The sequence below is a fragment of the Bacillus sp. SDLI1 genome, assembly GCF_001553895.1.
GTDB classification, from domain to species: Bacteria; Bacillota; Bacilli; order Bacillales; family Bacillaceae; genus Bacillus; species Bacillus siamensis.
Genome location: NZ_CP013950.1, coordinates 3,352,709 through 3,378,209, shown reverse-complemented (window position 1 = coordinate 3,378,209; position 25,501 = coordinate 3,352,709). Strand labels below are relative to the sequence as shown.

Sequence of the window (25,501 nt, the reverse complement as noted above, 5' to 3'; positions counted from 1 at the left end):
AGTGCGGGATTTTGCGTCCCCACCCTGCTTTTTCGCCATTATTTTTCTTTTTGAATCCATTGATCCAATTTTGCCATCATCTCCCGCATCGCCTGCTGGTTCGCGAAGGAGGGAAGATTGGCCAGAAGCGTTTGTTTCGGCGGCTTTGCGCCATCGCCTTTTTTCTGCAAAATTAAAATGCTCTTTGCCTGCGCTTCGTCTTTAAACAGAGTAGCCGGCAGCTGAAGTAGGGCGTTGATATACACTTTTTCCGCAAAAAACCGCTTCAGTTTATCGCTTTGGGCGCTGTCAAACAGATGGTTCGGAATCATAAAAAATAAGTATCCGCCCGGTTTTGTATGCTTGACGCTCTGCTCAATGAATAAGTGGTGGGCAAATGAGTGGCCTTCATCCGCTTTCAGCTCAAACGCTTCTGCGCCTTCGTCATTCGGATAATAGCCGACCGGCAAATCGCAGATGACCGCATCAGCCGGTTCGATAAATAACGGCTGAAGACTGTCCTGGCAGAACAGCTCCATTTCTTTTTCCTGCAGATTCGCCTGGGCATAAGCGATCTTCAGAAGGACATCATCGATTTCAATGCCGAAGCTTTTTGCCGCTTTGTCAGAAAGCTGGTTTGCCGCGGTCAATAGAAGGTTTCCGGTGCCGCAGGCTGGGTCCAGCAATGTCAGGCCTTTTTGGCCGCCCGCAAATTTATTCACGAGGTAACTGATGAAAAGGCCGATCGTATCAGGCGTCATCTGTCTGTTCGGATGGGATTTATCTTTCAATCCTTTTAAAATGGCGAGCTGGAACGCCTTGCGGATCCATTCAGACTCCCATTGTTTGAAGTCTGCTTTCGCAAGCAGGCTTTTAAGCTCGCCGGTTTGTTTTTCCTGAAGCCGAAGCTGTTCGGCCGTTTCGAGAAAATACATCTCTCCCGCTTCCGCAAGCCCCTCAATATAAGAAATCTGAAGGCCTTCTGCTATCACTTGGGCGGCTTCATCTAAAAGTTCATAAATCTGACCGACATGGTCGTGTTGCATGCTGTTTCCTCCTTGCCATGAAAAGAGCTCCGCGGCAGCACCCGGAGCTCTTTTTCTCTCTTTACTTGATTAACGCTTTTGCAGCTTCGATAGGCTTTTCATAATTCGGGTGGTTTGTCGCTTCACTTACGTATTCCGCGTAAACGACTTTTCCGTCCTGATCAAGGACGAATACGGAACGCGCCAAAAGACGAAGTTCTTTGATGTGAACACCGAATGCTTCACCAAATGACATCTCTTTATGATCCGATAATGTTTCAACTTTATCAATTCCGTTCGCTCCGCACCAGCGCGCTTGTGCAAACGGAAGGTCGGCGCTGATTGTATAAACGTTCACATCACCGAGTTTTGCGGCTTCTTCGTTGAAGCGGCGTGTCTGCGCGTCACATACGCCTGTGTCAATGGAAGGAATAACGGATATGATCGTTACTTTCCCTTTCATATCTGCTAATGTCTTCTCTTCTAATCCGTTTGTCAGAACCGTGAAGTCAGGAGCTTGGTCCCCCGGTTTCACTTCTTGTCCGATCAGCGTCACGGCTCCGCCTTTAAATGTAATTTCAGCCATTCTGATTCCTCCCTTTATCTATGTATAGCTCTATCATAGTCGAGTTTTATGCAAACTGCAAAGGTTATGCCGCATCGTAAAAAAAGCTAACTGCGGGCGGCAGTTAACTTTTCTGTTATAAATCGATATCCGTTCTTTTTTGGTTCCGGCCTTTTTCATTCTTTTTAAACATATGCTGGATGCGTTCAATCGTTTGAGGCGCGGAGTCTAACAGTTTATCAATCAGATGGGTGTTTTCGTCTAAATGAAGCATGCGCACGCCGTTTGTTCCGACAATCAGAAACGCAATCGGCGTAATGGATACTCCGCCGCCGCTTCCGCCGCCGAACGGGAGCTTCTGCTCTTTTCTTTCATCATCATCGGTTCTTTTTTCAGCCGGCTTTCCTCCAAACTCGCTTCCGCCCGCCGCAAATCCGAAGCCGACCTTTGAAACCGTTAAGATTACGCTGCCGTCAGGCGTTTCAACAGGATCGCCGATGATTGTATTCACGTCAATCATTTCTTTTAAATTTTCCATAGCGGTTTTCATTAAACCTTGAATGGGATGGTCTGCCATATGCGCTCCTCCTTAAACTGATGAATCATTCTTTGAAGCAACCGGAACCGGCTGTTTCTTTCGTATGATAGAAAGTCCGTTCCGCCCGTATTTGAGCAATTTGAAAGCTGCACCTATAAGATGTCCAAAACGAAAAAAGAATATACACTGCAAATGCGTCTTGGATGCAGGCACTTGAAAAGACGGAATGACTTCGCACACCGGTTTATGTATGAAACGCAGATGATCATACAGCATCGCCGTAAGTCCTCCCTTTACGGCCCACAATCCGCCGGCGGCGATTCCCGTAACGGCGGCGTCCTTTATTCCGATAACCGTCACCCATTCGAACTTCGTCACGCGGACCCCCGCAAGAAATGAGGCGCCGATTTGACGCATTCTGACGACCTGCTGCAGAATCATTTCTATTCTGTGAATGGTCTGTTTGACATCTTCATATGTGATTTTTTTCTTCTCTTTGTGCTGACCCTTTATTTCAGATTTTGTGTCTTGCTTGACATCAATTGACGCATCTTCGCTGTTTACTTTAATAACGGGCAACGTTTTTTTAAAACGGATCAGCCCGTATAAGGCAGAGAGTTTAAACGTCATTTTGTCGTTATCTTTATCATGCAGATATTCGAAAGTCAGATGGATTTTCATCCTCATGAGCAGCCAGAACAAAATGAGAATGAGAATAACAGCTGCTGCGGCATATCCCATAAGCTTCACTTCCTTAGCTGCATTATCGCCAAAACGAAAAAAAATAAACCCGGATGTTTATCCGGGTTTAGTGCTTTTATTTGCGGTACAGTGCTTCGTGAATCACCGTTGTGTCGGCGATAAGATCATGAATTCCCTGCTTCTTAGGCGTAAACGCAATGACAATATAAAGAATCCAGATTTTATCGATATAACGCCCCACTGCTTCCCTGAAAATGACGGTGCCCCATGTCAGCGGTTTTCCGGGCGTCAAAGAAGTGACCTTTAACCCGAAGACCATTTTGCCGAGTGTCTGATGAAACCATTTTGTCATGAACACAAAATAGGCGAGGTAGACGATCAAAGTTGTGACGGAATAGGCTGAGATTGTAAACATTCCGCTTGTTTTCGGTAAATTCATCAGCGTGAACACCGGTGAAACGATGAGATGGTTAAGCCCCCAGATCACCAGCCAATCGAGAAGAAACGCCCAAAACCGGATCCAAAAGCCCGCGTAAGCCGGGTCGAGCGCCCCCTGTTGTTCGGCTTCCTCTTCTTTGCCGTGAAAGCCTTCGTAAGTTGCGTCCATTCTTTCTTCCCCCCTACTTTGCATAGAGATACATCATCCGCGGCGAACCGGATTGCGAAATGAGCTCTTTCATATTCAGAAAATCAATTTCGCTTTTAAACATTTTCGCTGCGCTCATGGAAAAGAGCGAACCTAATCCGAATCCTTCCTCATACGTGATGACTGAAGCGTTTTTCATATTTTTATGGTCCTTTTTCATCGCGCTGATCGTATCATCGTAAAAACCGAGATCATCAACGAGGCCGATTTTTTTCGCTTGTCTGCCGTCGTAAACACGGCCGTCGGCAATTTTTTTCACATCCGCTTTTGACATGTGCCGGCCTTTTGAAATGACATTGACAAATCCTTCATAAGAATCATTGACCATCGTCTGCATGATCCTTCTTTCTTCCTTCGTCATGTCGCGGGTCGGTGACATGATGTCTTTATGCGCACCGCTTTTAATGGTTTCAAACTTGATGCCGAGTTCATCAGCGAGCTTAGAATAATTGACGCTTTCCATGATGACGCCGAGTGAGCCGGTGAGCGTTTCCGGTGAAGCATAGATTTTATCAGCGGCCGTTGAGATGTAGTAGCCTCCCGATGCCGCCATCGAGCCCATGGATACATAAATCGGCTTCTTCGTTTCTTTCTTTAGTTCTTCCAATTTTTTATGTATTTCTGCGCTTTCGTACACGCCTCCGCCTGGGGAATTGATTTTCAGGACAATTCCTTTGACGCTTTTATCTTCTTTCGCACGCTCTATTTGTTTTAAAAATGATCTGTGATCATACCCGCCTGAGCTGAGCAGGCCTGCGGACTCCCCGTTATCCTCAATCGTGCCGTCCACTTCAAGCACGGCGATTTTACTGCCGGGACTTCCCTTATCAAGCGTCACTTCCTCTGTGTCATCTGTCAGGGATGCAAAGTCAGACTTTGTATCTCCGACATTTTTCAGCACCCCGACGGTCACACTTGCAATGACTGATACGCCGAAAATGCCGATGGCGATGACGAGCGCAATCCATCTTTTTGCATTCATTTGTTCTGCCTCCTTTTCTGTCACTATTCGTACGTTCTCCTGGAAAAAAAGATTCACTTTTTTCATGAAGCGCTTTCACTTAACGGATAAACAGGAAACATGTTACACTATTGCCACAGGTATTTTAACACAATATCTGATGGGAGAAAAACGTAAATATGACAGCAAAGGGGAATGGAGATATGACCGATCTTCGCCGCAATGTTTATTTTTTTCACAAACAAGACAACGAAACAAAAGAACAAGTCAGCTCTCTGAAGCAGCTTGCCAAATCGCACGGTTTTACAGTTGCGGCCCAACCGGAGGATGCCGGGATTATCGCCAGCATCGGCAGCGACGGCTCATTTCTGCAGGCCGTCAGAAAAACCGGATTCCGTGATGACTGCCTGTATGTCGGCATCGCTAAAAAAGGAAAAGCCCATTTGTACTGTGATTTTCACAGCGATGAGCCTGAAAAAATGGCGGACAGCATGACCGCGGAACAGCTTGAGGTCAGAAAATACCCGCTCATTCACGTAACGGTGGACGGCAGCAATCATTTTCACTGTTTAAACGAGGTTTCCATCCGTTCAAGCATTATTAAAACATTTGTGATGGATGTGTTAATTGATGATCTACACTTTGAGACCTTCAGGGGCGACGGCATGATCATTTCCACCCCGACAGGCAGCACCGCCTACAATAAATCCGTTTCAGGCGCTGTTGTTGATCCTTTGATTTCCTGCATGCAGGTATCCGAACTGGCCTCTTTAAATAACAACACATACCGCACCCTCGGATCTTCGTTTATTTTAAGCGCGGACCGGAAGCTGACACTGCAGGTGGTGCAGGACGGCAATGAGCATCCGATTATCGGGCTTGATAATGAAGCGCTCAGCACGAGAAATGTCAAAAAGGTTGAGATTACACTATCCGATAAAAAAATCAAAACGGTCAAACTGAAAGACAACTCTTTCTGGGAAAAAGTAAAGCGCTCATTTTTATCATAAAAAAAGAGGACGGGCATTAACGCCTGTCCTCTTTTTCATATACGATACGGCCGCCGACGATGGTTTTGACAGCTTCCAATTCATTAAGCTTTTTCGGGTCCGTTTTAAACGGATCGCCGCTGAGAACGGTAAAGTCGGCATCATAGCCGGAAGCTATCCGTCCGCGGCTATGTTCTTTATGGATGATTGCCGCGCTTCCCTCCGTGTAAAGCTGAATGGCTTCGTACACGGTCAGGCACTCTTTTTCATAATAGGCCGGACCTTCCGGATGCTGCTTGCTTGTACGGAGCACAGCCGATTGAATGCCCAGAATGGGATCTGCCGGTTCTATCGGGGCATCTGAACCTCCGGCGCACAGCAGCCCTTTCGACAGCAGGGTTTTCCAGGCAAAAGCCGTTTTCATCCGCTCTTCTCCGAGCCTGTCAATCACCCACGGAAAATCACTGGCCACAAAATGCGGCTGAAGATCAAGGCCGATCGGAAGCCGGGCGGCTCTTTCCATCAAACCGTGATCTAATACTTGCGCATGAATGAGCCTGTCTAGCTGTCCGGGCTTTGCCGGGTATCTTTCGATCACATCGAGCACCTTTTCAAATGCAAGGTCGCCAATCGCGTGCACGGCGATCTCCATCCCTTTCTGTCTCGCTTTATAAACAAGAGCGGCAAGGGTTTCGTCATCGTGCACCTGAACGCCGGAAACCGACGGATCATCATGATAAGGCTTTTTCAACAGAGCCGTTCTGCCGCCGAGCGCGCCGTCTGCGAAGATTTTCATCGCTCCGTATTCCAGATAAGGTCCCGTCGTTTTGTCCAGAGCACTCCACCTGTCGACGGCTTCGTGATGAACAAGCAGATGTGCCCGAAAAGGGAACAGCCCGCTGCCTGTTAACGACTCATACGCGGCAACGGGAACGGACGCGTCTCCGTAGTATGCCAGATCCTCGGAATGCCCGCCGGTCAGGCCTTTTGACCAGCAGTCCGTGATTGCCGTTTGAAGAGCGCGTTTGACATAGTGAAGCGAGACGGGCGGAAGAGCCTGAGTCACAAGCTCTTGGGCTTTATCCAGCAGAAGGCCTGTCGGACCGGCGCTGTCCCGGACGATAATCCCGCCGTTTGGATCAGGTGTACTGTTTGTAATCCCCGCCGCGCGCAATGCGGCCGAATTGACTGCAGCAGCGTGCCTGCATACCCGCTTCAGCAGGACGGGGCGATCGGGAAAGAGCGGGTCAAGGTCATGCTTCGTTACGTAAACCGGCTGTTCAAACAGATTTTCATCCCAGCCTTCGCCGATCAGCCATTCGCCATCTTCTAATTCACGCTCTGCTTCTTTTGCAGCCTGCAGTATCGCTTCTTTTGACGTCAGCTGTGACAAATCAAGGCGGAGCTGTTTTTCACCGTGTCCGATCAAATGCATGTGACTGTCTGTAAAACCGGGAAACATGACAGCCTCATGTAAGTCGATTTCCTCCGTATCAGATGATCCGTATGTCTCGCGGAGCTCCTGAAAGCTGCCCGTCTGTCTGATGATGCCGTCTTCGGTATAAACGGCTTCTGTGACATGGTTCTCGTCAAGCATTGTATAGATGGTGCCGCCGTGCCAAATCGCTTTCATCTCCCGCTCACCCTTTTTCTGTATTAAGCTTTTTTATCCGCCTTCAGCCGTTCTTCACGCTGTCTCAGCTCTACCCGTCTGATTTTTGCGGATGCCGTTTTCGGCAGGCTTTCGACAAATTCAATTTCTCTCGGATATTTATAAGGCGCCGTAATCGTTTTTACGTGGTTTTGCAGTTCTTTAACAAGTTCGTCACTGCGCTTTTCATCGTTTTGTAAAACGACATAAGCTTTGACGATTGAACCTCTGATTTCATCCGGGCTCGCCACGACGGCGCATTCTTTCACCTCCGGATGCTTCACGAGCGCATCTTCCACTTCAAAAGGCCCGATTGTATATCCGGAGCTGACGATAATGTCATCATTGCGGCTTTCAAACCAAAAGTAGCCGTCCTCGTCTTTTTTCGCGCGGTCGCCTGTCAAAAAGTAATCTCCGCGAATCTGCTTCTTCGTTCTTTCAGGGTCTTTATAATATTCCTTGAATAAGGCCGGTGTGCTCAAGTGCACGGCGATATCGCCCGTTTCACCTATTTCACATATTTCGCCTTCATCGTTTATAATTTCTACTTGATTTCCCGGTGTCGGTTTCCCCATGCTTCCGGGCTTAATATCCATATTCTTCAGGACGCCGACTAACAGAGTGCTCTCCGTTTGGCCGTAGCCGTCTCTCACTTTAATGCCGAAATGTTTCCGGAAGATGTCAATGACTTCCCGGTTTAAGGGTTCACCCGCAGAAACTGCGCTGTGAAGGGCGGAAAGGTCATACTTGTCCAATTCCTCCACCTTGGCCATCAGGCGGTATTCAGTCGGCGTACAGCAGAAGACATTGATCTGATGGCGCTCAAGCATCTCCAGATACGTCTTGGCGTCGAATCTGCCGTGATAAATAAATCCTGTTGCGCCGCTTCCCAGAACGGCAAGCAGCGGGCTCCACACCCATTTCTGCCAGCCGGGCGCCGCGGTGGCCCAGACTGTATCGTCTTCAGAAATATCCAGCCATGCACCGGCGGATGTTTTTAAATGGGCAAAAGCCCAGCCGTGTGTATGTACAACGCCTTTAGGCTGGCCGGTCGTTCCTGAAGTATAGGATAAAAACGCCATGTCCTCTCTGGTTGTATCAGCGGTTTGAAAACTGTCTCCGTCCGCTTCAATCGTTAAAAGGTTTTTCCAGCCGGCATCATTTTCACCAATGGCCAATGTCACGAGCTGATCAGTTTTCACCTCATCAAACGCGTTTATAAATGAAGGATAAACGATAACACCTTTCACTTCGGCGTGTTTGATGCGGTAGTCCAAATCTTTGGCGCGAAGCATCTCTGAGCAAGGAATGACGACCATCCCTGCTTTTAGGATCGCTAAATATACAGCATACGCTTCAAGCACTCTCGGAACCATGACAATCAGCTTATCGCCTTTTTCAAACCCGAGACCTTTCAGGCGGGCTCCGATTTTATTCGTTTCTTCCATCAGTTTTTCATATGTCCAGACTTTCTTGCTGCCTGTTTGATCCTCCCAAATAAGCGCGTTCTTCTCTTTGGAACGGCTGAACTTTTCGATTTCATTTACTAGGTTATAGTTCTTTGGGGCGATTAAATCTTCTCGTTTTAACACGAACAACTCCTCACTTTCTTTCCCTATTATACATAAACATAGGACGTTACAATAAAGATATGCATAAATTGCTTCATGCCTTCTAGCTTTATTCATGAAAAAAGAGCGGGGAATTCCCCGCTCTCTTAGCCATTATGTGAAGTTGTGATTAAAACTGCTGCTGGCTGCTTCCGCCCATGCTTTGCTGAGCAAAAGAGACAAGACGTTTTGTGATTTCTCCACCGACAGAACCGTTGGCGCGAGAAGTTGTTTCCGGTCCAAGGTTTACACCGAATTCAGAAGCGATTTCATACTTCATTTGGTCGATAGCTTGTGCAGCTCCTGGCACTAAAAGCTGGTTGCTGTTTCCGCTGTTTGATTGTTGTGACATGTGTATCACCTCCTTGTGAGTATAGAATGTGATAAAACACATGTCCTCATTCAAAAAAACTTTGGTAATTGTATACAGTTCTAAAACAGGCCGGCAAATTTATCGTGAGCTTCTTGTTCTGAGTAAACAGTAATGGTTTCAATACCGGCTGCCGCCTCTGCAATCAGCGGTTCAAAATCAACAAAGCTTTCGAAATGCTCGATTTTTTCTTTTTTCGGGCGTGTTTTCGGACTTGGCGGCGTAAAGATGGTGCAGCAGTCCTCAAACGGCTGAATGCTTGTTTCATAAGTGCCGATTTCTTTTGATTTCTCGATGATTTCTGTTTTGTCCATTCCGATCAGAGGACGCAAAATCGGCGTTGCCGTTACAGCATTGATCGCATACATGCTCTCAAGCGTTTGGCTTGCCACTTGGCCGAGGCTTTCCCCCGTAATGATCGCGAGCGCTTTTCGTTCTTCTCTGATTCTGTCCGCTATCTGCAGCATGAGACGCCGCGTCGCCGTCATCGTATAGTTTTCCGGAATTTGTTTTTGGATGAGCTCCTGCGTCTTTGTAAACGGTACGATATGAAGAGTCATACTGCCTCCGAACTTTGCGAGGCATCCCGCGAGATCCATGACTTTCTGCTTTGCCCGTTCGCTCGTATACGGCGGACTGAAGAAGTGCACGGCCTCCACTGATAATCCCCGTTTCATCGCGTAAAAACCGGCGACCGGACTGTCAAAACCGCCGGAAAGCATCAGCATCGCTTTACCCGCAGAACCGACGGGAAGGCCTCCGGCGCCTTTTTCGTTACGAATGGTCAGGAATGTCGCTTCCTCCCTGATTTCAATCCGAAGCGGAATATCGGGATTTTTCACATCGACGGTTAATCCATCCGTGTTTTTCAAAATATGGCCGCCGATCTCAGCGTTCATCGCGTTCGTATCTAATTCAAACTGCTTGTAAGCCCGTTTGGTCTCGACCTTAAACGTATTCCCCGGTTTATATTGGCCTTCCATCGCGGCTAATGCCGTTTTTTTAATCTCTTCAAGCTTGCTTTCGCATTTAATGGCGAGACTGAAGCTTTGAATGCCGAATATATTCTTTAATAAGGAACAAATTTCCTCCGGGTTTTCTCCATTAAGTGTAATTGACATCCGATCCCGGTTTGAAAAGTATTTTACCTTTTTATAATCCTTTAATACCAGGCGGATATTCTGTTTTAATCTCTCAATAAAACTGCGTCTGTTTTTTCCTTTTGTGGATATTTCACCAAAACGGATTAAAATATGATCGTAATTCATTTGCTACCTCATCATTTTTTTTAGTTTTTGAACAGCCGGCGCCAGCGCGGCCATAAACGGTTCTGTAATATCAGCCGTGTGGCTGAAGTTCAGGCTGACTCTGATGCTGCTTGCTGCAATCTGTTCGCCTTTATTCATTTGCAAAAGAACACGGCTCGGCTTGTGCTCTCTTGCCGAACATGCCGCGGTCGTTGAGACATATATTTCTTTTTCCTCAAGCATGTGCAGCAGCACTTCCGCCTTGACGCCCGGAACGGAAAAATTAATGATATGCGGGGCGCTGTTTTTTACGGGAGTGTTGATGACGATCCCGTCCGTCCCGCTCAGCCTTTCCATCAGCGCATTCTTAGCCGCCTCCATAGAGGAAAGCCGCTCATTCATGTCACGTGCAGAAAGATTGACCGCTTTCGCAAGGGAAACGGCGCCTGATGTATGTTCTGTCCCGGCACGGATGCCTTTTTGCTGGGAGCCGCCCGTCATAAGCGGAATGAGCCGCGTTCCCTTTTTGACGATAAGCGCCCCGGTTCCTTTTAAGCCGTGAAATTTATGTCCTGAAATGGTGCAAAGGTCGATACCCGCTTCTTCTATAGACAGCGGGACTTTATGAATGCCCTGTACATGATCAACATGAAACAGAATATTCCGGTGCTGTTTTAACAGCCCTCCGATTTCTTTTACGGGCTGAATGGAGCCGACTTCATTATTGACATGCATAACGCTGACGAGTATTGTGTCCGGCCTGATGGCCGCTTTTACATCTTCTAAAGAAACGAAGCCGTCTTGGTCGGCCGGAAGATATGTGACCTCAAAGCCAAACAGCTCTGTCAGCTGATCAAGCGTTTCCGTCACGGAAGGATGCTCAATCGCTGAAGCAATGATATGTTTTCCTTTACTCATGTTTGCCCAGGCGGCTCCCTTTAACGCAGCGTTGTTCGCTTCAGTCGCGCCTGATGTAAATACAATATCATAATTTTTTAAACGCAAGGTTTTTTTTATTTGCTGAGCGGCAGCTTCTAGGAGCTGTTCCGTCTCAGTTCCTAACCGGTGCAGGGACGAAGGATTGCCGAAATACCGGCTGCTCGTCTGTTTGTACACATCCAATACCTCTTCATACGGCTCGGTCGTTGAGCTGTTGTCTAAATATATCATTTTTTTTACTCCTTTTATGAAAACGGTACATCGTATGATATTTATGCTACCATAACAAAAGTAAATATAAATTCGCAATAAATCGAGTATTGACTTCTCTGTACATTGCCATATAATAAGTAATGTTCGTTTTGTTATATTGTCTGACAATTAATTGACAGAATATTTCAACATAGTATTTAGGAGGACTTTTATGAAACACTCACTACCTGTCAAAGATACCGTTATTATCGGTTTCATGCTTTTCGCACTTTTTTTCGGGGCAGGAAATATGATATATCCGCCGGAGCTTGGACAAGCAGCTGGGCATAATGTCTGGAAAGCGATGGGCGGTTTCTTACTGACCGGCGTTGGTCTGCCGCTTTTGGGTATCATCGCCATCGCATTAACGGGTAAAGATGCAAAAGGGCTTGCCGATAAAGCTCATCCGGTATTCGGCACTATTTTCACCGTTGTGCTTTATTTATCAATCGGACCGCTTTTTGCGATTCCGAGAACCGGAACCGTTTCATATGAAATCGGTGCAGTTCCGTTTTTACATGGCATTCCGCCAAGATTATCTTTATTTGTTTTCACGTTGATCTTTTTTTCCATTACGTATTATTTAGCTCTTAACCCGTCCAAAATCGTGGACAGAGTCGGAAAGATTTTGACTCCTATTAAATTCGGTATTATTTTAATCATCGTCGTAAAAGCCATTGTCACTCCGATGGGCGGGCTGGGCGCCGTACATCAGGCATATTCCGGAACGCCGGTATTCAAAGGATTTTTGGAAGGCTATAAAACAATGGATGCGCTCGCTTCAATCGTCTTCGGTGTTGTTGTCGTCAACGCTGTTAAAAGCAGGGGCGTCACCCAGCCTAAAGCGCTCGCGGCCGCTTGTATTAAAGCGGGTCTTATAGCTGCGGCAGGTTTGACATTCATTTATTTATCTTTGGCCTATTTGGGAGCGACAAGCACGGACGCTGTAGGGCCGCTCGGCGAAGGCGCAAAGATTTTATCAGCTTCATCTGATTACCTGTTCGGTTCACTGGGAAACATCGTTCTCGGTTCTGCCATCACCGTTGCGTGTTTAACGACAAGCATCGGGCTTGTTACATCTTGCGGCGAATATTTTTCAAAATTGATTCCCGCTTTATCATACAAAATGGTGGTTACGATTGTCACGCTCTTCAGCCTGGCGATTTCAAATATCGGGCTTGCTGAGATCATTGCATTTTCAGTTCCTATTTTATCAGCCATTTACCCGCTGGCGATTGTCATTATCGTCCTTTCCTTTATTGATAAAATCTTTAAGGAAAGACGGGAAGTTTATATCGCCTGCCTGATCGGAACGGGGCTCTTCAGCATTCTGGACGGCTTGAAGGCAGCCGGCATTCCGCTCGGATCATTAGATTCATTCTTAAACGCAAATCTTCCGCTTTACAGCATGGGAATCGGCTGGGTGCTTCCGGGCATTGCCGGAGCGATCATCGGCTGCATCATCACGTTTTTTACCAGTCCGCCCATCGAATTAAATAAAGCAAAATCGTAACATTCAGCGTCTGCGGCTTGACGATATCAGCCGCAGGCGCTTTTTATATTCCGTGAGAAACAAAAAAACTGCACCTCTGATGTACATCAGGGTGCAGTTTTTGCTTGCACGGCTATGAAGCGGATTGATCAGCTTTAATTTTTTTCACGGCGCCGGGAGCTGCTTTTTCAACAGCTTCTGCCGCCATCTCATAAGCTTCATTATAGCTGTAAGCGTAAAACAGCCGTTCAGCTTCTTTCAGCTGTTCAGATAAAATGTGATTCTGGCTTCGGAAGCGATTGCCGTACTGAATGATCCGCTCAATAAGCTTCACCTGAATGACAAGTTCCTTCGCCTCTTCGCTGACTTCTTCAACCATCTTTTCAGCTTCGGTGAGGTGTTTGGCGGCTTCCTCCATGTTCAGCGGCAGCTCTTCCAATTGGCTGACGGTTTCTTCTATATGATGATTCGCTGTCTCTAGCTTATTCTTGACCTGCTCGGGAATCCCCGGCACGTTGCTTTTTTGCAGCATTCTGGCCGTATCAGAAATGGTTTTCCGAAGATGCGTCAGCGTTTCCCGCGCCTGCAGTTCTTCTTTTCTGAGCGCCTGCAGATTTTCACGGTATTCAGCGTGCTCTTTCTGAGCCTCTTCCAGCTGTTTTTCGATGGCCTCGACTTCCTCAATCAGCAGTGAGTAAGCGACATGCTCACCGTCGAGTTTTTCTCTCGCCTGCTCAAGAAGCCGGCCGATCGTTTCCATCTGTTTTTCGAACGCGTGCTGTCTGCCGATTTCTCCTGCCGTCAGCTGATAGCTTTCCTTGACGAGCTCTGTTTCGGTTTTTGTGCGGTCTTTTTCGTCCTCAAGCTTCTCATACGCGATGATCAGTTCAGGCATTTTGCTTAAGACGGACTGACCGGCTTCCACTTCGCCTTCCAGCTGTTCATACATCGATTGAATGGTTTCATCAATCAGCTGAAGAATGGCGGACGCTTCGTCGACATCCAATTCTTCCAAAAGCGCATTTTCGGCCCGTTTCACTTGATTTGTGAGTGTCTCCAGCTCTTTTTCGATTTGAATATGCTCCAGTTTGTAGCCTTTTTCCGTCATTTCCCGGTAGCCGTCTTTCAGCTTGGCAATTTGGTTCGGCACGGTCTGTTTACAGTCCGCGAGCAGTTTCGGAACGTCATCTATGTATGTTTGAAGCTGATCCAGCCTGCGGTCCTGTTCAAGCAGCACTTTTCTCGCTTTGATGTAATTGCCGCCTTCCGTCTCTTCTTCAAACTCTTTTATGCCGCTCCAAATTTCATCGAGATCCGTCTCCAGGCTGTTATAAAGCTCACCGTAGAGATGGCTGTACGCCAGAAGGTTTTTCCGCGCTTTTGAATACCGCTCACGCACCTGTTCAATCTCTCCGCGGCTTTTTTCCTCGCTCGTCACAAGGTCGCTGATCTCACGCAGTATGCCTTCTATATTTGATTCAGCGGCGGTGAGGAGGTCGTCGATGTGGACAAGCACCTGATTCGCTTTTTTAAACCGGTATTTGTCGGCGTTCTCTTCGGCATCATAAAGGAGCTCTTCTACTTTCGGCAGATGGGCTGTGACAATTTCATCCCACTCCTCGCGCCATCTTTCAAAGAACTCTTCCGTCTCTCCGGTCATTTTCAAATGTTTGATCTTGGACATTTCTTCCACTATCGAACGGTTTAAAATTTCAATTTTCCATGACTCCAGCCGGTCAATTTCCGTATAAATTTTTTTCCTGAAAAAGTAGCCCGCCGCAAAGAGCGCGAGCAGTATAACCAATAATCCGATGACTAACTCCATAATGAGCCCCCTTGTTGTTCTCTTAATCTGTCAGGGTGTTTTATGTATTCAGAAAGATTTCAATATATGTATTGAGAAAATCTGTCGTTTTCATTGTTATTATGATACCATGTAACCAACATTTTTTGACCAGAAATCAAAAACTTTTTGCATAATTTCGGCAGGATTCTGCAATTTTTTAATGGAGTGACACAAATGGAAAAACGAGACGCTCATATCCACACGCCTTTTTGCCCTCACGGCTCGAAAGACACGCTGAAACAATATGTCGAAAAAGCTCTGGAAAAAGGCTTTGACTCGATCACATTTACAGAGCATGCCCCCCTTCCCCCGTCTTTTCAAGACCCTGTACCGCTTCAAGACAGCGCAATGGATCTCAGACAGATGGAGGTTTATTTGGAGCGGCTGTCACAGCTGAAAAAGGAATACAAGGGACAAATCAGCATTCTGACGGGGCTTGAAACCGATTTTATCACAGGGTATGAAGAAGAAACCGCGGCGTTTCTTAACACATACGGCCCCTCACTGGATGACGGCATTTTATCCGTTCATTTTTTGAAGGCCGGTCCGTCTTATATATGCCTTGATTTTGATGAGCATGCGTTTCAGCAGCTGGCCGCGCACTTCGGCAGCGTTGAAGCCGTATATGAGCAATACTATAAAACTGTGTATTCTTCCATTGTAACACCGCTCGGACCATTTAAGCCAAAACGGGTCGGCCATATCACGCTCGTCAAAAAATTCGCGCGCCTTTTCCCTTATAGCATGTCCTCTCAAATAAGAGAGCTTGCGGCCCGCTGTCTTGACGCCGTGAAAAAGCACGGAATGGAGCTGGATGTGAATACATCCGGACTCAGAAAGAAGTTTGCCGGGGAAGTATATATAGAGGATTGGATGGCTGAGACGGCGAAGCAAAAAAAAATCCCGCTCATATTCGGGTCGGATGCCCATCAAGCGGAAGATGTCGGCAGTTCCTATGAAACGTACAAAAGCATCGTCACTTCATAAGCGCCGCATCGGGACGGCGGAACACGCTTTCGATCCAAATCTTCACCTCTTCAAAATACCTTTTATAAAAGTACGGCTCATGAGGCTGCATATAGAGCACCTCCGTAATATATTGAGGCTGGAGATACGGCATCATTAAGAGGGATTTCAATTGCAGAATAAAATGCGGCACGGGCAGCGTCAGCCGTTTGTGGCGTGACTGCCCTTCTTCAATCACCAGCTGGAAAATATATTTTTCTTTCATTAAGTAAGTAGACATAATTTCCCTGATAAGCACAGAATCAATCGTCACTTCCCGATACACAAAACGTGTTAATTGACGATGATCGTGCTGATAGGATAAAATATCGAAAATCACCCGCAGGATGCGTTCCTGCGCGTCTTCACCGTTCACACTGCCGGCGGCTTTTTCCAGCGCTTCAGTATAGCCTTCGTAAAACTCGGAAACTAAATGTTCCATTAATCCGCCTTTCCCTTTAAAATAGTAGGAGATGTGCGCAACATTTACATCAGCTGACTTTGCGATTTCACGGACGGACGTGCCGGAATAGCCTTTTTGGTTAAACAGCAGGACAGCGGCGTTAATAATTTTGTCTTTGGTGCTTACTTTCATACGGCTCACCCCTTTATGTGTTAACAATTCAAGCAGAAGGGCGCTGTTCCTGTAAGAACTTCTCGACAAATGCCGGCAGAACGGCCGGAACTTTGTTTGATATTATAGAAAAAGTGAGGGTTTTCCATGTTTCATGTCGAAAAACAGTCCGGAGATAAAGAAAAAAGTTATCAGCTTCTGCTTAAACAGCTCGAAGCCATGACAGAAGATGAAACGGATGCGATCGCAAATTACGCGAATGCGTCAGCGCTTTTATACCATTCATTACATGAGGTCAATTGGGCGGGGTTTTACTTCGCTAAAGAGGGCGAGCTTGTACTCGGACCGTTTCAAGGACTTCCTGCCTGTGTGCGCATTCCGTTCGGCAAAGGCGTATGCGGCACTGCCTACTCCAATGGCGCCGTGCAGCGGATTGCCGATGTGAATGCGTTCCCGGGACACATTGCCTGTGACGCGGCTTCCCAGTCAGAAATCGTCCTCCCGATCCGCGTAAACGGAGAAGTGATCGGTGTGCTGGACATTGACAGCCCCGTGAAAAACCGTTTTGATGAAACGGACGAAACCTATTTAGCAAAGTTTGTTGAAACGCTTGAAAAACGATTAGGATAAAAAAAGGAGTTCGGCCCGCAGGCCGGCTCCTTTTTTACGTCGCCGTGCTGTTTTGATGGATGATCAGCCGGTTTTTACCGCTCCGTTTGGCGATATAAAGCGCCTCGTCCGCTTGCTGAACGAGCATTTTCAACGGCTTAGGGCCAGTCTTTGACCAGCAGGAAACGCCGCAGGAAATCGTTACGCGCGGCTCGGTGTTTTCCCGGATGGCGCGGACGAGCCTTTTGGCAATGCACTCTCCGGATGACACGTTGATGTTCGGCAGATAGACAGCCAGCTCTTCGCCTCCCCATCTCGCGGCAACATCGTGCTCCCGGATATGGTTTTTCATAACGGAGGCCACCTGAATGAGGATCGAATCTCCCGTTTGATGTCCGTATGTATCATTAATGTGTTTGAAATTATCGATATCAACGAGGATAAATACACCCCGTTTATGGATTTTCATGCTGTATTGAATTTTCTCATCCAAATAGGTTCTTGAATACAGCTCCGTCAGCTGGTCTGTCTGAACAAGATGCTCAAGCCTGTCGCGAAGCATGGAGTTCGTTACAGCCAATGTCGCATGGTGAATGAGCGCCTGAAAAAGCTTATACATTTCAAACGTAAAAGCATACAAATCCTTTTTCAATAAAATCGCGAAACCGAAGACGGTGTCATTTTCGATCATCGGCACCGCCATCAGTGAACCATAGCCATTTTCGCCAAATACGGTCTTTCCGCTGCCGATAAATACACCCTTTTCTCCCTCGAACAGCTTTTCTTTCACAATGCTGATATACGGGTTGGCGCGTTCTGTCTTAAAAAAGGCGGTATGTCCGGGAAGCAGATTTTGCGTCTCAAAATGATCAATATGAAAAAAAGCCACTTCTTCGGCGTAAAACGATTGGGTCATGATGGCGGCGAGCTCCCGCATCGTATCAGTGAGCCTGAGACGCTGATTCAGCTGGCGCGATGTTTCATTAATGAGCTCCAGATTCGCAATGCTTTTTTTCGATTGCTCATACAGCTGCGCATTTTCAAATGCTTTTCCCGCTGCGCCCGTAAGCAGCAGCATTTCACTCAGCGTGCTGCACGAGAGCGCGGCGTCCTGCATTCCCTCCGTCTTCAGAACCCCGTAAGTCCCCTGCTGGCCTTTGATCGGCAGGTAAGCAGATGACCTGCCTTTCCTGAGCATTCTGCCTGATAAAAACACCTGCAGCGCAAACTGATCGGCGTCTTCTCCGTCCATATGCAATTCTTTTGCGGGGAGCTGTCTGTCCGTATCCTGGTCCTGCGAGATGAACAGTGAAAAACGGAAAGACTGGAAAGCCTTCCTCAAACTCGCCTGCAGCTTTTCCAATACTTCATCCTGATCTAAAAGCGAATGGAACATTTCTGTCATTCTGTGGATTTTCCGCTGATGCTTTGTTTTGTCAAACAGCCCGCTCTGTCTCACAGATTGATTGATAAATTGAGTAACGAGCTCAGGCAATGATTCCGGGATCGGCAGCCCGCCTTCCGTGCGCAGATAAAACGATCTGCCGGACGTCTGATTCCTGATCATAAAACGGCCGTCACTCTCTTTCAGCGGAGCATAATTCGGTTCCTCTTCTGTTTTTATGGTGAAACGTGCGGATTCAGCCGGTGAAAGGGTCAATGAAAGAGATGTAAAGCAGGATTCTAGAGCTGAGGCCAGCCATAACAGCGAGTCGGATAATGAGACGGATTCAGATTTCGTTAAGAAAAAAGAAAGCATTTTCTGATGAAAGGCCGTCACTTCATCGATTGTTTGTTTTTTCATTTTTATCACCTAAACATGTACTACTCATTTTTGTACATTATATCATAAACCGGCAGTCTTCATGGAGAAATGGTTGACGGCGGCGGAGAAAAATCATATAATGTTCTTTGTGTGAAATATTGCAGCCTTTTTGTTCAGCTTCTGTGTTTGCATTTTGTTCCTTAGCTGTAAGGTGTATCGTGTAACTCTCTGCTGCTGGAGCGAGGATACATGAAAACAAAATGTGCACGGTCGGATCGAACAGACGGTTTTTATTTTCCACAAAATAAAACCAAAGGAGGAGTCACATTATGGCTCGCTATACAGGTCCATCATGGAAACTGTCCCGCCGCTTAGGAATCTCTCTTAGCGGTACAGGTAAAGAATTAGAAAAACGCCCTTACGCACCAGGTCCCCACGGTCCGGGACAGCGTAAAAAACTATCAGAATACGGTTTGCAATTGCAAGAAAAGCAAAAACTTCGTCACATGTACGGTGTAAACGAACGTCAATTCCGCACATTGTTTGACAAAGCTGCAAAAATGACTGGTAAACACGGCGAAAACTTCATGATTCTTTTAGATGCACGTCTTGATAACGTTGTGTACAAGCTTGGTCTTGCGCGCACTCGCCGTCAGGCACGCCAATTAGTTAACCACGGTCACATCCTTGTTGACGGAAGCCGCGTTGACATTCCGTCTTACCAAGTAAAACCTGGTCAAACAATCGGTGTTCGCGAAAAATCAAGAAACCTTTCAATCATCAAAGAATCTGTAGAAGTAAACAACTTCGTTCCTGAGTACCTTACTTTCGATGCTGAAAAGCTTGAAGGTACATTCACTCGTCTTCCAGAGCGCTCAGAGCTTGCTCCGGAAATTAACGAAGCGCTTATCGTTGAGTTCTACTCTCGTTAAGTAAAATGCTCTTTAAAGAGCATTGGATTAAACCCTAGAAACGTTGTTATATCAACATTTCTAGGGTTTTTCTTTTGGGCTGTCAGAATGGTGGACAGATGCCCCCCTCTCTTTATTAAAAAAAGCCCCTGTCCGGGGCTTTTTTATGTGCCAACTGGCTTTTCAGCTACATGTACATTAGAAAACCCCATAATGCCTGCAACAGATAATGCCGCAAAAAGAATTCTCTTTTTCATCAAATTCCTGCCGCAAACGCAGAAATGAGTTTGTTATTTTTTCTGACACACCATAAGCATTTGACAGGCAGGAGCGATTTTTTACATAATGAATCATCATACCTTATAAAAAGGAGAGACGGAATGAACAGCATCCCCTCTATCGTCAGCAATCACAAAACCTATTTTGCAGCGGGACATACGAGACCGCTTGAATCGAGACTGAACATTTTGCAGAAGCTGAAACAAGCCGTCAAAACTCATGAAGCCGATCTCATAGCCGCTCTCTACCAGGATCTCCACAAATCTGAGCAAGAAGCGTACTCAACAGAAATCGGAATCATCTTGGAGGAAATCAGCTTTGTGATGAAGCGGCTGGGAAAATGGATCAAACCGAAACGAGTCAAAACACCACTGACTCACCTAGGCTCGAAAAGCATCATCATCCCTGAGCCATATGGAACCGTTTTGGTGATTGCGCCTTGGAATTATCCCTTGCAGCTGGCGCTTTCACCCTTGATTGGAGCCATTGCGGCCGGAAACACAGTCATTCTTAAACCGTCAGAATATACGCCGGCGGTTTCCGCTGTTCTTTCCAAACTCATCAGCAGCGTTTTTCCGACCGATTATGTCGCTATGGCGGAGGGCGGGCCCGACGTCAGCACGGTGTTATTACAGCAGCCCTTTGACTATATTTTCTTCACAGGAAGCGTTGCCGTGGGAAAAATCGTCATGGAGGCCGCCGCCAAACAATTAATTCCCGTTACCTTGGAGCTCGGCGGCAAAAGTCCCTGCATTGTCCATAAGGATGCTGATATACAGCTTGCCGCCAAACGCATCGTCTTCGGGAAATTTACAAATGCAGGGCAAACCTGCATCGCACCGGATTATTTATTTGTCCACCAAGATATCAAAACGAAGCTCACAGAAGAAATAAAGCGTGCGATCAGTGAATTTTACGGCCCTCAGCCTGAACAAAATCCGCAGTACGGCAAAATCGTCAGTGAACGCCACTATCAGCGGCTGCTCAGCTTTCTGAATGATGGCGTCCCGCTTACAGGCGGACAATTTAATCCTGATCACCATAAAATAGCGCCGACGATTCTAGATCAAGTGAAGGATGACTCTCCAGTGATGCAGGAGGAGATTTTCGGGCCGATTCTTCCGCTGTTTACATACAGCGATATCGATGAAGTCATCGAGAAAGTCCAATCACGCCCAAAGCCGCTCGCTCTTTATGTCTTCACAACAAACAAAGGAATCGAGCGAACTGTTTTAGAGAATCTGTCATTTGGCGGCGGCTGTGTCAATGATACGTTAATGCACGTCGCGACACCGTATTTGCCATTCGGCGGCGTCGGAGAAAGCGGCATCGGCAGCTATCACGGATTTGACAGCTTTAACGCATTTACGCACAAAAAAAGCGTCGTCAAACAAACGAACCGCTTCGACTTCGCTTTCCGTTATCCTTCTTCCAAAAACGGGCTGCGAATGATTCGGAAAATACTTAAATAAAAAAGCGCAGAGTATCTGCGCTTTTTATAAATCCTCTATACACCAATTAATCGGTTCGTCTCCTAAATTAAACCTATTTTTAAAAGTTCAAATCGAGGTCTAATAGTAAAAATGAACCAATCCAACTGTAGGAAAGGTTAATCCTCATCACTCTGGTGAGTCCTATAATAATTCTCAGCAGTATAGATATTCCATTCCCAAAAACTTGATCCCTGAGATAAAATATACCTATCTAAGAATATCTCAAAATTAAGTTGCATTGGTTCATACTCAACAAATCTGAGGAACCATAAATAGTTTGGATCTGTGGACATTTTGGTTTTGTCAATTAACAAATAACATCCGTCTAACAGATGTGCGACAGGAATAAACTGAGGCTCTAAAAAACCATTTTGCATATACTTTTCAATCTCTTCTAAATTAAGAATATGCAAACCCCCACCTACATTCTCACCGTAAATCAACAAATCAAATATTCTGGCTCCGTTATGCAATTTTAAAAAGGTTTTATAATCTTCAGGAAGTGAGACTTTTATTTTCTTCTCAAAACTCTCAATCTCCAGATCTGTTGCGCCTTTAGAGAAAGTACATTCTGTTTCTAAAAGAGTTCCTTCATTTCCCAAAATATTCAAGCGGCCTTTTTCATCAATTAATTCTTTTAGACCTTGGAGCGTTTTTTCAACAAAAACTGCCATTGAGCCACCTCTTAGTTATTAATATTTATCCCATCAAGGATTTAATAGGTTTTGGTGCATGTCACGAGGGAGAGGATACAAATTATTAAAGTTATTTTTTCCCCCATACTTTAGCGGAAGCACATGGTGAATATCGAATGAACTCCAATTCCACTTCGGATCACCGTATGTGTCGATATACTTCTTTATATAGTTACCTTGATCCGTTCTGCTATCCCATTTAGTTCTTTTATCGACAGGTACAACCGGGAAATTTGCTTTAGCCGGTAAAGGCATTGTTTTTTTGCTGTGAGTATTTATTATCTCTGGATACAGCATTGCTATTTTATTCGCAAGAGCAGGAGCCAACGTTCCAGCGGAAGTATCAGGAAGTGAACCTTTCCAGCCGGCTACCGAAGTATGTTGGGACATAAAAAACTTTGTCTTTTTAGGATAATACGACTTTGAATATGATTTACCTGCTTTAATATCCTTCCCTAAAAATTCTCTGTTATGGAGAAAAACCCTTCCATATTTTCCGCTATAAGTGTTACTTACATATAATCGTTTGTTCCTCCTCCCCACCGCTTCTTTCCGGGTGCCTCCTATTGTGGTACTTTAAACAGATCGTTTTATGATTATCAAGATCAAAGCTAGGTTTGGATCCTCCCCTAAAGCAATGCTATGGTGAACCGTATTCGCTTCCGTTATCAATCCACGAGGACGGCACTCACAACACAAATAGCCGTCCCTAATCAGAACGACTTTTCTTACTCGCTTCCAGCGTGCTGTATTATAGATTTTGTCTAATTCGTCACGTTGCCTTGCCATGCTTATTCCTTTTCTGATTTACCTGAACAGACTACACACGATAAACAGAAGCACGTGAGCGAAATAAACCATGACGTCTCAAATCGATGCGCATAAATTGTTTCCATGCATGCTCTATCAACATAAAAAAGCTTCTATGGATAGCCGTTTGGGCGTTGACATCCTTTCAGCCGCCCAGCTTAGATTCTTTCCTCATTCCTCAAAGGCTTGACTAATTGTCTCCATGTACTCCCTCCAATATATTCTTTCTAAACCGCCCCCGTCCTCAGACTGTTAACCGCCATTCGTATTTCCGAGATTTATTGGAAGCAGTTTACAGAGAATATAAAAAAGCAGGCTTAAACACCTGCTTTCCCAGTTAGCTATTAGGCAAGTCGATTTTTGTTGGGCTGCTTGTCCAAGGTTTACCCATCGGCTTTTTATGTGCTTTATCTTCAAAAAATTGAGTTGTAGTATATTGATACCATGAGTTAGTCATTGCACCTTTTTCATACAAATCATATTTGTAATAAGCATCAGGGATTCGTTCTTTAGTCCAGTAAGCAAACAAGACACCTGCAGCCTTAGCACCCCAACCAAGCCCAGGAATTGTTCCAAATAAAGATCCCACTAAGGTGATTGCATTTTTAGACTCTTTTGTATGGCCAGACACCGTTCCAACATACTTATATCCTGCCTTTGGTTTCGCGGCCATTGTTGTGAATGTATCTGTCGCTGATGAATTTTGAGTGCCATTTGCTATCTCTGCTTTCTTTTCATCAAAATCATAGTTCAAACCTTTTTGTACTTCACCGTCAACTTTAACAGTATGATCTTTTGCATTAAGCACAGCTTTGTGTTTCTCACCTTGTTTAGCGTATTGAATCTCCACTAGTTTACCGTCATCCTTAATTACTTCACTTGTGATTTTAAAATCCTTATTTAACTGTTCATAGGAAGGTGCTTGAATGCTTTTAGCAAACGCAGAACTTGTTGGTAAAACTGTACCTGAAGCGATTGACGCAGCCAAAACCCCGGTCAAAATTTTTTTCCTGTTCACTTACTAATCCCCCTTAACGCACCCTAAGAATCAGCCCGACTGACTAACTGTTTGACTTTATACGCGATAACAGCAAGATAAATCACGATAATACAAATCAACGCACCTGTTCCAAAATTAGTTTGCGAAAATAAGTAAACACTTACCCCACCAAAAATAATGTACATAATAATGTCAAAGATAATTTTCTTATTAGTCATTTTGATTTCTCCAATCTGCATAATTCCGGGTGCTTGTTTTTAAGTACACCCACATTTTATAAAACATGAAATATTTTGTCTACTTACAACTTTCTAACAATTTGTTTTTTCTTGTACTAGCTGTAAAGATACTGATTTATAAAAAACATGTTAACACATTATTAGAGGCGGAAAAATGGTAGAGCATAATAAATGATTCTTATTAACTACATGGAAACAAAATCAGTAAATACCAATGACTGATTTACCGGAAGCAAAAAAGCATCTCTATTCAAGATGCTCCTCAATGTGTAACTTTTTAATCCAATGTTGCAATGCATCATATATTTCTCCTGCTGCTACTACGCTTTTATCATTCAGTTTGCCATTGTCCTTCAAAATTTTAAAACATTTATAAATTCTAAGGACTTCGGCAACAAACAAAACATCGTTAATTTTATTGAGTGTATGTCTTACTTCATTGTAAGTGTCAAAGCTAAGTTTGGGTTTTATTTCTAAATAAGTTGATACACTTAATTTGTCTTCTGCCCGCTCCCTAATTGATCTAATTTGTTGCGGACTAATCTTTTTTATATTTTCCGTTATTTCCATGTATAGGAATGACTTTATAAATTTCTTGGCTAATTCCTCTTCTTCCTTCTTAACTCTCTCGGCATCCGCATTGGCCTTTTCAATTTGAAGCTTTGCACCTCTCATTGAGCCTAAATAAGCAACACGAGCTGTAATAATTCCGACTAAAATTGTCACCAAGCCGTTTATTATAGCAACTATTATATCTGTGCTCATAATATCATCTCCTCCCTGATATTATCGGTAAAAGAGTATGATAATGGAACCATTCACGAATTTTGTCGAACGATTTACCGGACGCAGTTTACAGAGAACATAAAAAAGCCCTCCCGAAGGAGCGCAATTCAAACTAATAATTATTTTTTAATGTTGCCGTTCCTCTACCGAAATCGTATTTTTCATTACATTGCTTACAGTAACAATTAATCTCGATACTTCTGGAACTGGGAATATTTTCTTTTCCGTAAACTACTTGCCCACTTCCACAAGGGCATTTATATTCTTCTCTTATCACATCGCCGATCCCGGCACGTTTCATCCTTTGCCACCCCCATTTCCCCGCCTTTTGGGAAATGCCCTCAGATTGAAACCTATGCATTTATATAAGCATTTCTTTGCCGCTTTCGGGAAACAAAAAACGGGCACCAATCAGAGCACAGTAAATCTGTACAATGATCAGTGTCCGCAGGCTTTCCGTCTTGGACTTATTTAATTAAATCTTCTCCCAGTTCAGATTAAGAACTGGTTAGAATAAACTCAA

26 protein-coding genes are annotated in these 25,501 nt (G+C 45.3%); 6 read left to right on the top strand and 20 right to left on the bottom strand.

The window, feature by feature from the left end:
- Positions 1–38: 38 nt before the first annotated feature.
- The 6 genes from AUL54_RS16565 to sppA form a co-directional block, all read right to left on the bottom strand.
- Positions 39–1,025, bottom strand: coding sequence for a class I SAM-dependent methyltransferase (locus tag AUL54_RS16565; RefSeq protein WP_060964560.1), 987 nt, complete (start codon positions 1,023–1,025; stop codon positions 39–41).
- A gap of 61 nt (positions 1,026–1,086) precedes the next feature.
- Positions 1,087–1,590: a thiol peroxidase gene (tpx, locus tag AUL54_RS16560; RefSeq protein ID WP_007613091.1), complete on the bottom strand. Its 504-nt coding sequence runs from the start codon at positions 1,588–1,590 to the stop codon at positions 1,087–1,089.
- A 115-nt stretch (positions 1,591–1,705) separates the two neighbouring features.
- The gene (gene ytfJ, locus AUL54_RS16555; protein WP_003152423.1) at positions 1,706–2,146 is read right to left on the bottom strand and encodes a GerW family sporulation protein; all 441 of its coding nucleotides are present in this window, start codon (positions 2,144–2,146) and stop codon (positions 1,706–1,708) included.
- A 12-nt stretch (positions 2,147–2,158) separates the two neighbouring features.
- Positions 2,159–2,848, bottom strand: coding sequence for a DUF2953 domain-containing protein (locus AUL54_RS16550; protein ID WP_060964559.1), 690 nt, complete (start codon positions 2,846–2,848; stop codon positions 2,159–2,161).
- A gap of 76 nt (positions 2,849–2,924) precedes the next feature.
- The gene (locus tag AUL54_RS16545) at positions 2,925–3,416 is read right to left on the bottom strand and encodes an RDD family protein (protein ID WP_049627162.1); all 492 of its coding nucleotides are present in this window, start codon (positions 3,414–3,416) and stop codon (positions 2,925–2,927) included.
- Between the two features lie 13 nt (positions 3,417–3,429).
- Positions 3,430–4,437 carry a signal peptide peptidase SppA gene (gene sppA / locus AUL54_RS16540; protein ID WP_060964558.1) on the bottom strand — a complete coding sequence of 336 codons (1,008 nt, stop codon included), beginning with the start codon at positions 4,435–4,437 and terminating at the stop codon, positions 3,430–3,432.
- 182 nt (positions 4,438–4,619) lie between these two features.
- On the opposite strand from sppA, the gene AUL54_RS16535 reads away from it, so the two are divergent.
- Complete coding sequence (locus AUL54_RS16535; RefSeq protein WP_016938580.1) at positions 4,620–5,426, top strand: NAD kinase; 807 nt, start codon at positions 4,620–4,622, stop codon at positions 5,424–5,426.
- 16 nt (positions 5,427–5,442) lie between these two features.
- Here AUL54_RS16535 and AUL54_RS16530 read toward each other — a convergent pair whose 3' ends face one another.
- The 5 genes from AUL54_RS16530 to AUL54_RS16510 all read right to left on the bottom strand — a co-directional run bounded on the left by AUL54_RS16530 (position 5,443) and on the right by AUL54_RS16510 (position 11,453).
- The gene (locus AUL54_RS16530; RefSeq protein ID WP_060964557.1) at positions 5,443–7,038 is read right to left on the bottom strand and encodes an amidohydrolase; all 1,596 of its coding nucleotides are present in this window, start codon (positions 7,036–7,038) and stop codon (positions 5,443–5,445) included.
- Positions 7,039–7,061: 23 nt separating this feature from the next.
- Complete coding sequence (gene mbcS / locus AUL54_RS16525) at positions 7,062–8,648, bottom strand: acyl-CoA synthetase MbcS (protein WP_047476885.1); 1,587 nt, start codon at positions 8,646–8,648, stop codon at positions 7,062–7,064.
- A gap of 148 nt (positions 8,649–8,796) precedes the next feature.
- The gene (locus tag AUL54_RS16520) at positions 8,797–9,018 is read right to left on the bottom strand and encodes an alpha/beta-type small acid-soluble spore protein (protein ID WP_007408043.1); all 222 of its coding nucleotides are present in this window, start codon (positions 9,016–9,018) and stop codon (positions 8,797–8,799) included.
- A gap of 80 nt (positions 9,019–9,098) precedes the next feature.
- The gene (gene thiI / locus AUL54_RS16515; protein WP_016938577.1) at positions 9,099–10,304 is read right to left on the bottom strand and encodes a tRNA uracil 4-sulfurtransferase ThiI; all 1,206 of its coding nucleotides are present in this window, start codon (positions 10,302–10,304) and stop codon (positions 9,099–9,101) included.
- A 3-nt stretch (positions 10,305–10,307) separates the two neighbouring features.
- Positions 10,308–11,453, bottom strand: coding sequence for a cysteine desulfurase family protein (locus AUL54_RS16510; protein ID WP_060964556.1), 1,146 nt, complete (start codon positions 11,451–11,453; stop codon positions 10,308–10,310).
- Positions 11,454–11,646: 193 nt separating this feature from the next.
- Between AUL54_RS16510 and brnQ the strand changes: the two genes are divergently transcribed.
- Positions 11,647–12,987, top strand: coding sequence for a branched-chain amino acid transport system II carrier protein (gene brnQ / locus AUL54_RS16505; RefSeq protein ID WP_060964555.1), 1,341 nt, complete (start codon positions 11,647–11,649; stop codon positions 12,985–12,987).
- Between the two features lie 112 nt (positions 12,988–13,099).
- Here brnQ and ezrA read toward each other — a convergent pair whose 3' ends face one another.
- Positions 13,100–14,791: a septation ring formation regulator EzrA gene (gene ezrA, locus AUL54_RS16500; RefSeq protein WP_060964554.1), complete on the bottom strand. Its 1,692-nt coding sequence runs from the start codon at positions 14,789–14,791 to the stop codon at positions 13,100–13,102.
- A gap of 195 nt (positions 14,792–14,986) precedes the next feature.
- On the opposite strand from ezrA, the gene hisJ reads away from it, so the two are divergent.
- A complete protein-coding gene (hisJ, locus tag AUL54_RS16495) occupies positions 14,987–15,799 on the top strand; it encodes a histidinol-phosphatase HisJ (protein ID WP_060964553.1) in 813 nt (270 codons plus the stop codon).
- On the opposite strand, the gene refZ is transcribed toward hisJ, so the two are convergent.
- Positions 15,789–16,412 carry a forespore capture DNA-binding protein RefZ gene (gene refZ / locus AUL54_RS16490; protein ID WP_016938572.1) on the bottom strand — a complete coding sequence of 208 codons (624 nt, stop codon included), beginning with the start codon at positions 16,410–16,412 and terminating at the stop codon, positions 15,789–15,791. The genes hisJ and refZ overlap by 11 nt on opposite strands.
- 126 nt (positions 16,413–16,538) lie before the next feature.
- Here refZ and AUL54_RS16485 point away from each other — a divergent pair, with 126 nt between their 5' ends.
- On the top strand, positions 16,539–17,021 hold the full coding sequence (locus AUL54_RS16485; RefSeq protein WP_016938571.1) for a GAF domain-containing protein: 483 nt from the start codon (positions 16,539–16,541) through the stop codon (positions 17,019–17,021).
- A gap of 34 nt (positions 17,022–17,055) precedes the next feature.
- On the opposite strand, the gene AUL54_RS16480 is transcribed toward AUL54_RS16485, so the two are convergent.
- Positions 17,056–18,804: a sensor domain-containing diguanylate cyclase gene (locus AUL54_RS16480; protein ID WP_060964552.1), complete on the bottom strand. Its 1,749-nt coding sequence runs from the start codon at positions 18,802–18,804 to the stop codon at positions 17,056–17,058.
- 290 nt (positions 18,805–19,094) lie between these two features.
- Here AUL54_RS16480 and rpsD point away from each other — a divergent pair, with 290 nt between their 5' ends.
- Entirely contained in the window at positions 19,095–19,697 is a 603-nt protein-coding gene (gene rpsD / locus AUL54_RS16475) for a 30S ribosomal protein S4 (protein ID WP_003152406.1), read from the top strand.
- A 359-nt stretch (positions 19,698–20,056) separates the two neighbouring features.
- Positions 20,057–21,427, top strand: a complete 1,371-nt coding sequence (locus tag AUL54_RS16470) for an aldehyde dehydrogenase (protein ID WP_060964551.1) — start codon at positions 20,057–20,059, stop codon at positions 21,425–21,427.
- Positions 21,428–21,564: 137 nt separating this feature from the next.
- On the opposite strand, the gene AUL54_RS16465 is transcribed toward AUL54_RS16470, so the two are convergent.
- From AUL54_RS16465 to AUL54_RS20855, 6 genes are all read right to left on the bottom strand, one after another.
- Complete coding sequence (locus AUL54_RS16465; RefSeq protein ID WP_060964550.1) at positions 21,565–22,122, bottom strand: SMI1/KNR4 family protein; 558 nt, start codon at positions 22,120–22,122, stop codon at positions 21,565–21,567.
- Positions 22,123–22,155: 33 nt separating this feature from the next.
- Positions 22,156–22,686 carry an HNH endonuclease signature motif containing protein gene (locus tag AUL54_RS16460; protein WP_060964549.1) on the bottom strand — a complete coding sequence of 177 codons (531 nt, stop codon included), beginning with the start codon at positions 22,684–22,686 and terminating at the stop codon, positions 22,156–22,158.
- A gap of 604 nt (positions 22,687–23,290) precedes the next feature.
- Entirely contained in the window at positions 23,291–23,971 is a 681-nt protein-coding gene (locus tag AUL54_RS16455; protein WP_060964548.1) for a hypothetical protein, read from the bottom strand.
- A gap of 23 nt (positions 23,972–23,994) precedes the next feature.
- Entirely contained in the window at positions 23,995–24,171 is a 177-nt protein-coding gene (locus tag AUL54_RS21535; RefSeq protein ID WP_017418372.1) for a hypothetical protein, read from the bottom strand.
- Between the two features lie 267 nt (positions 24,172–24,438).
- The gene (locus AUL54_RS16450) at positions 24,439–24,957 is read right to left on the bottom strand and encodes a hypothetical protein (RefSeq protein ID WP_060964547.1); all 519 of its coding nucleotides are present in this window, start codon (positions 24,955–24,957) and stop codon (positions 24,439–24,441) included.
- Between the two features lie 133 nt (positions 24,958–25,090).
- Positions 25,091–25,279, bottom strand: coding sequence for a hypothetical protein (locus tag AUL54_RS20855; protein WP_082761650.1), 189 nt, complete (start codon positions 25,277–25,279; stop codon positions 25,091–25,093).
- Positions 25,280–25,501 lie beyond the last annotated feature (222 nt).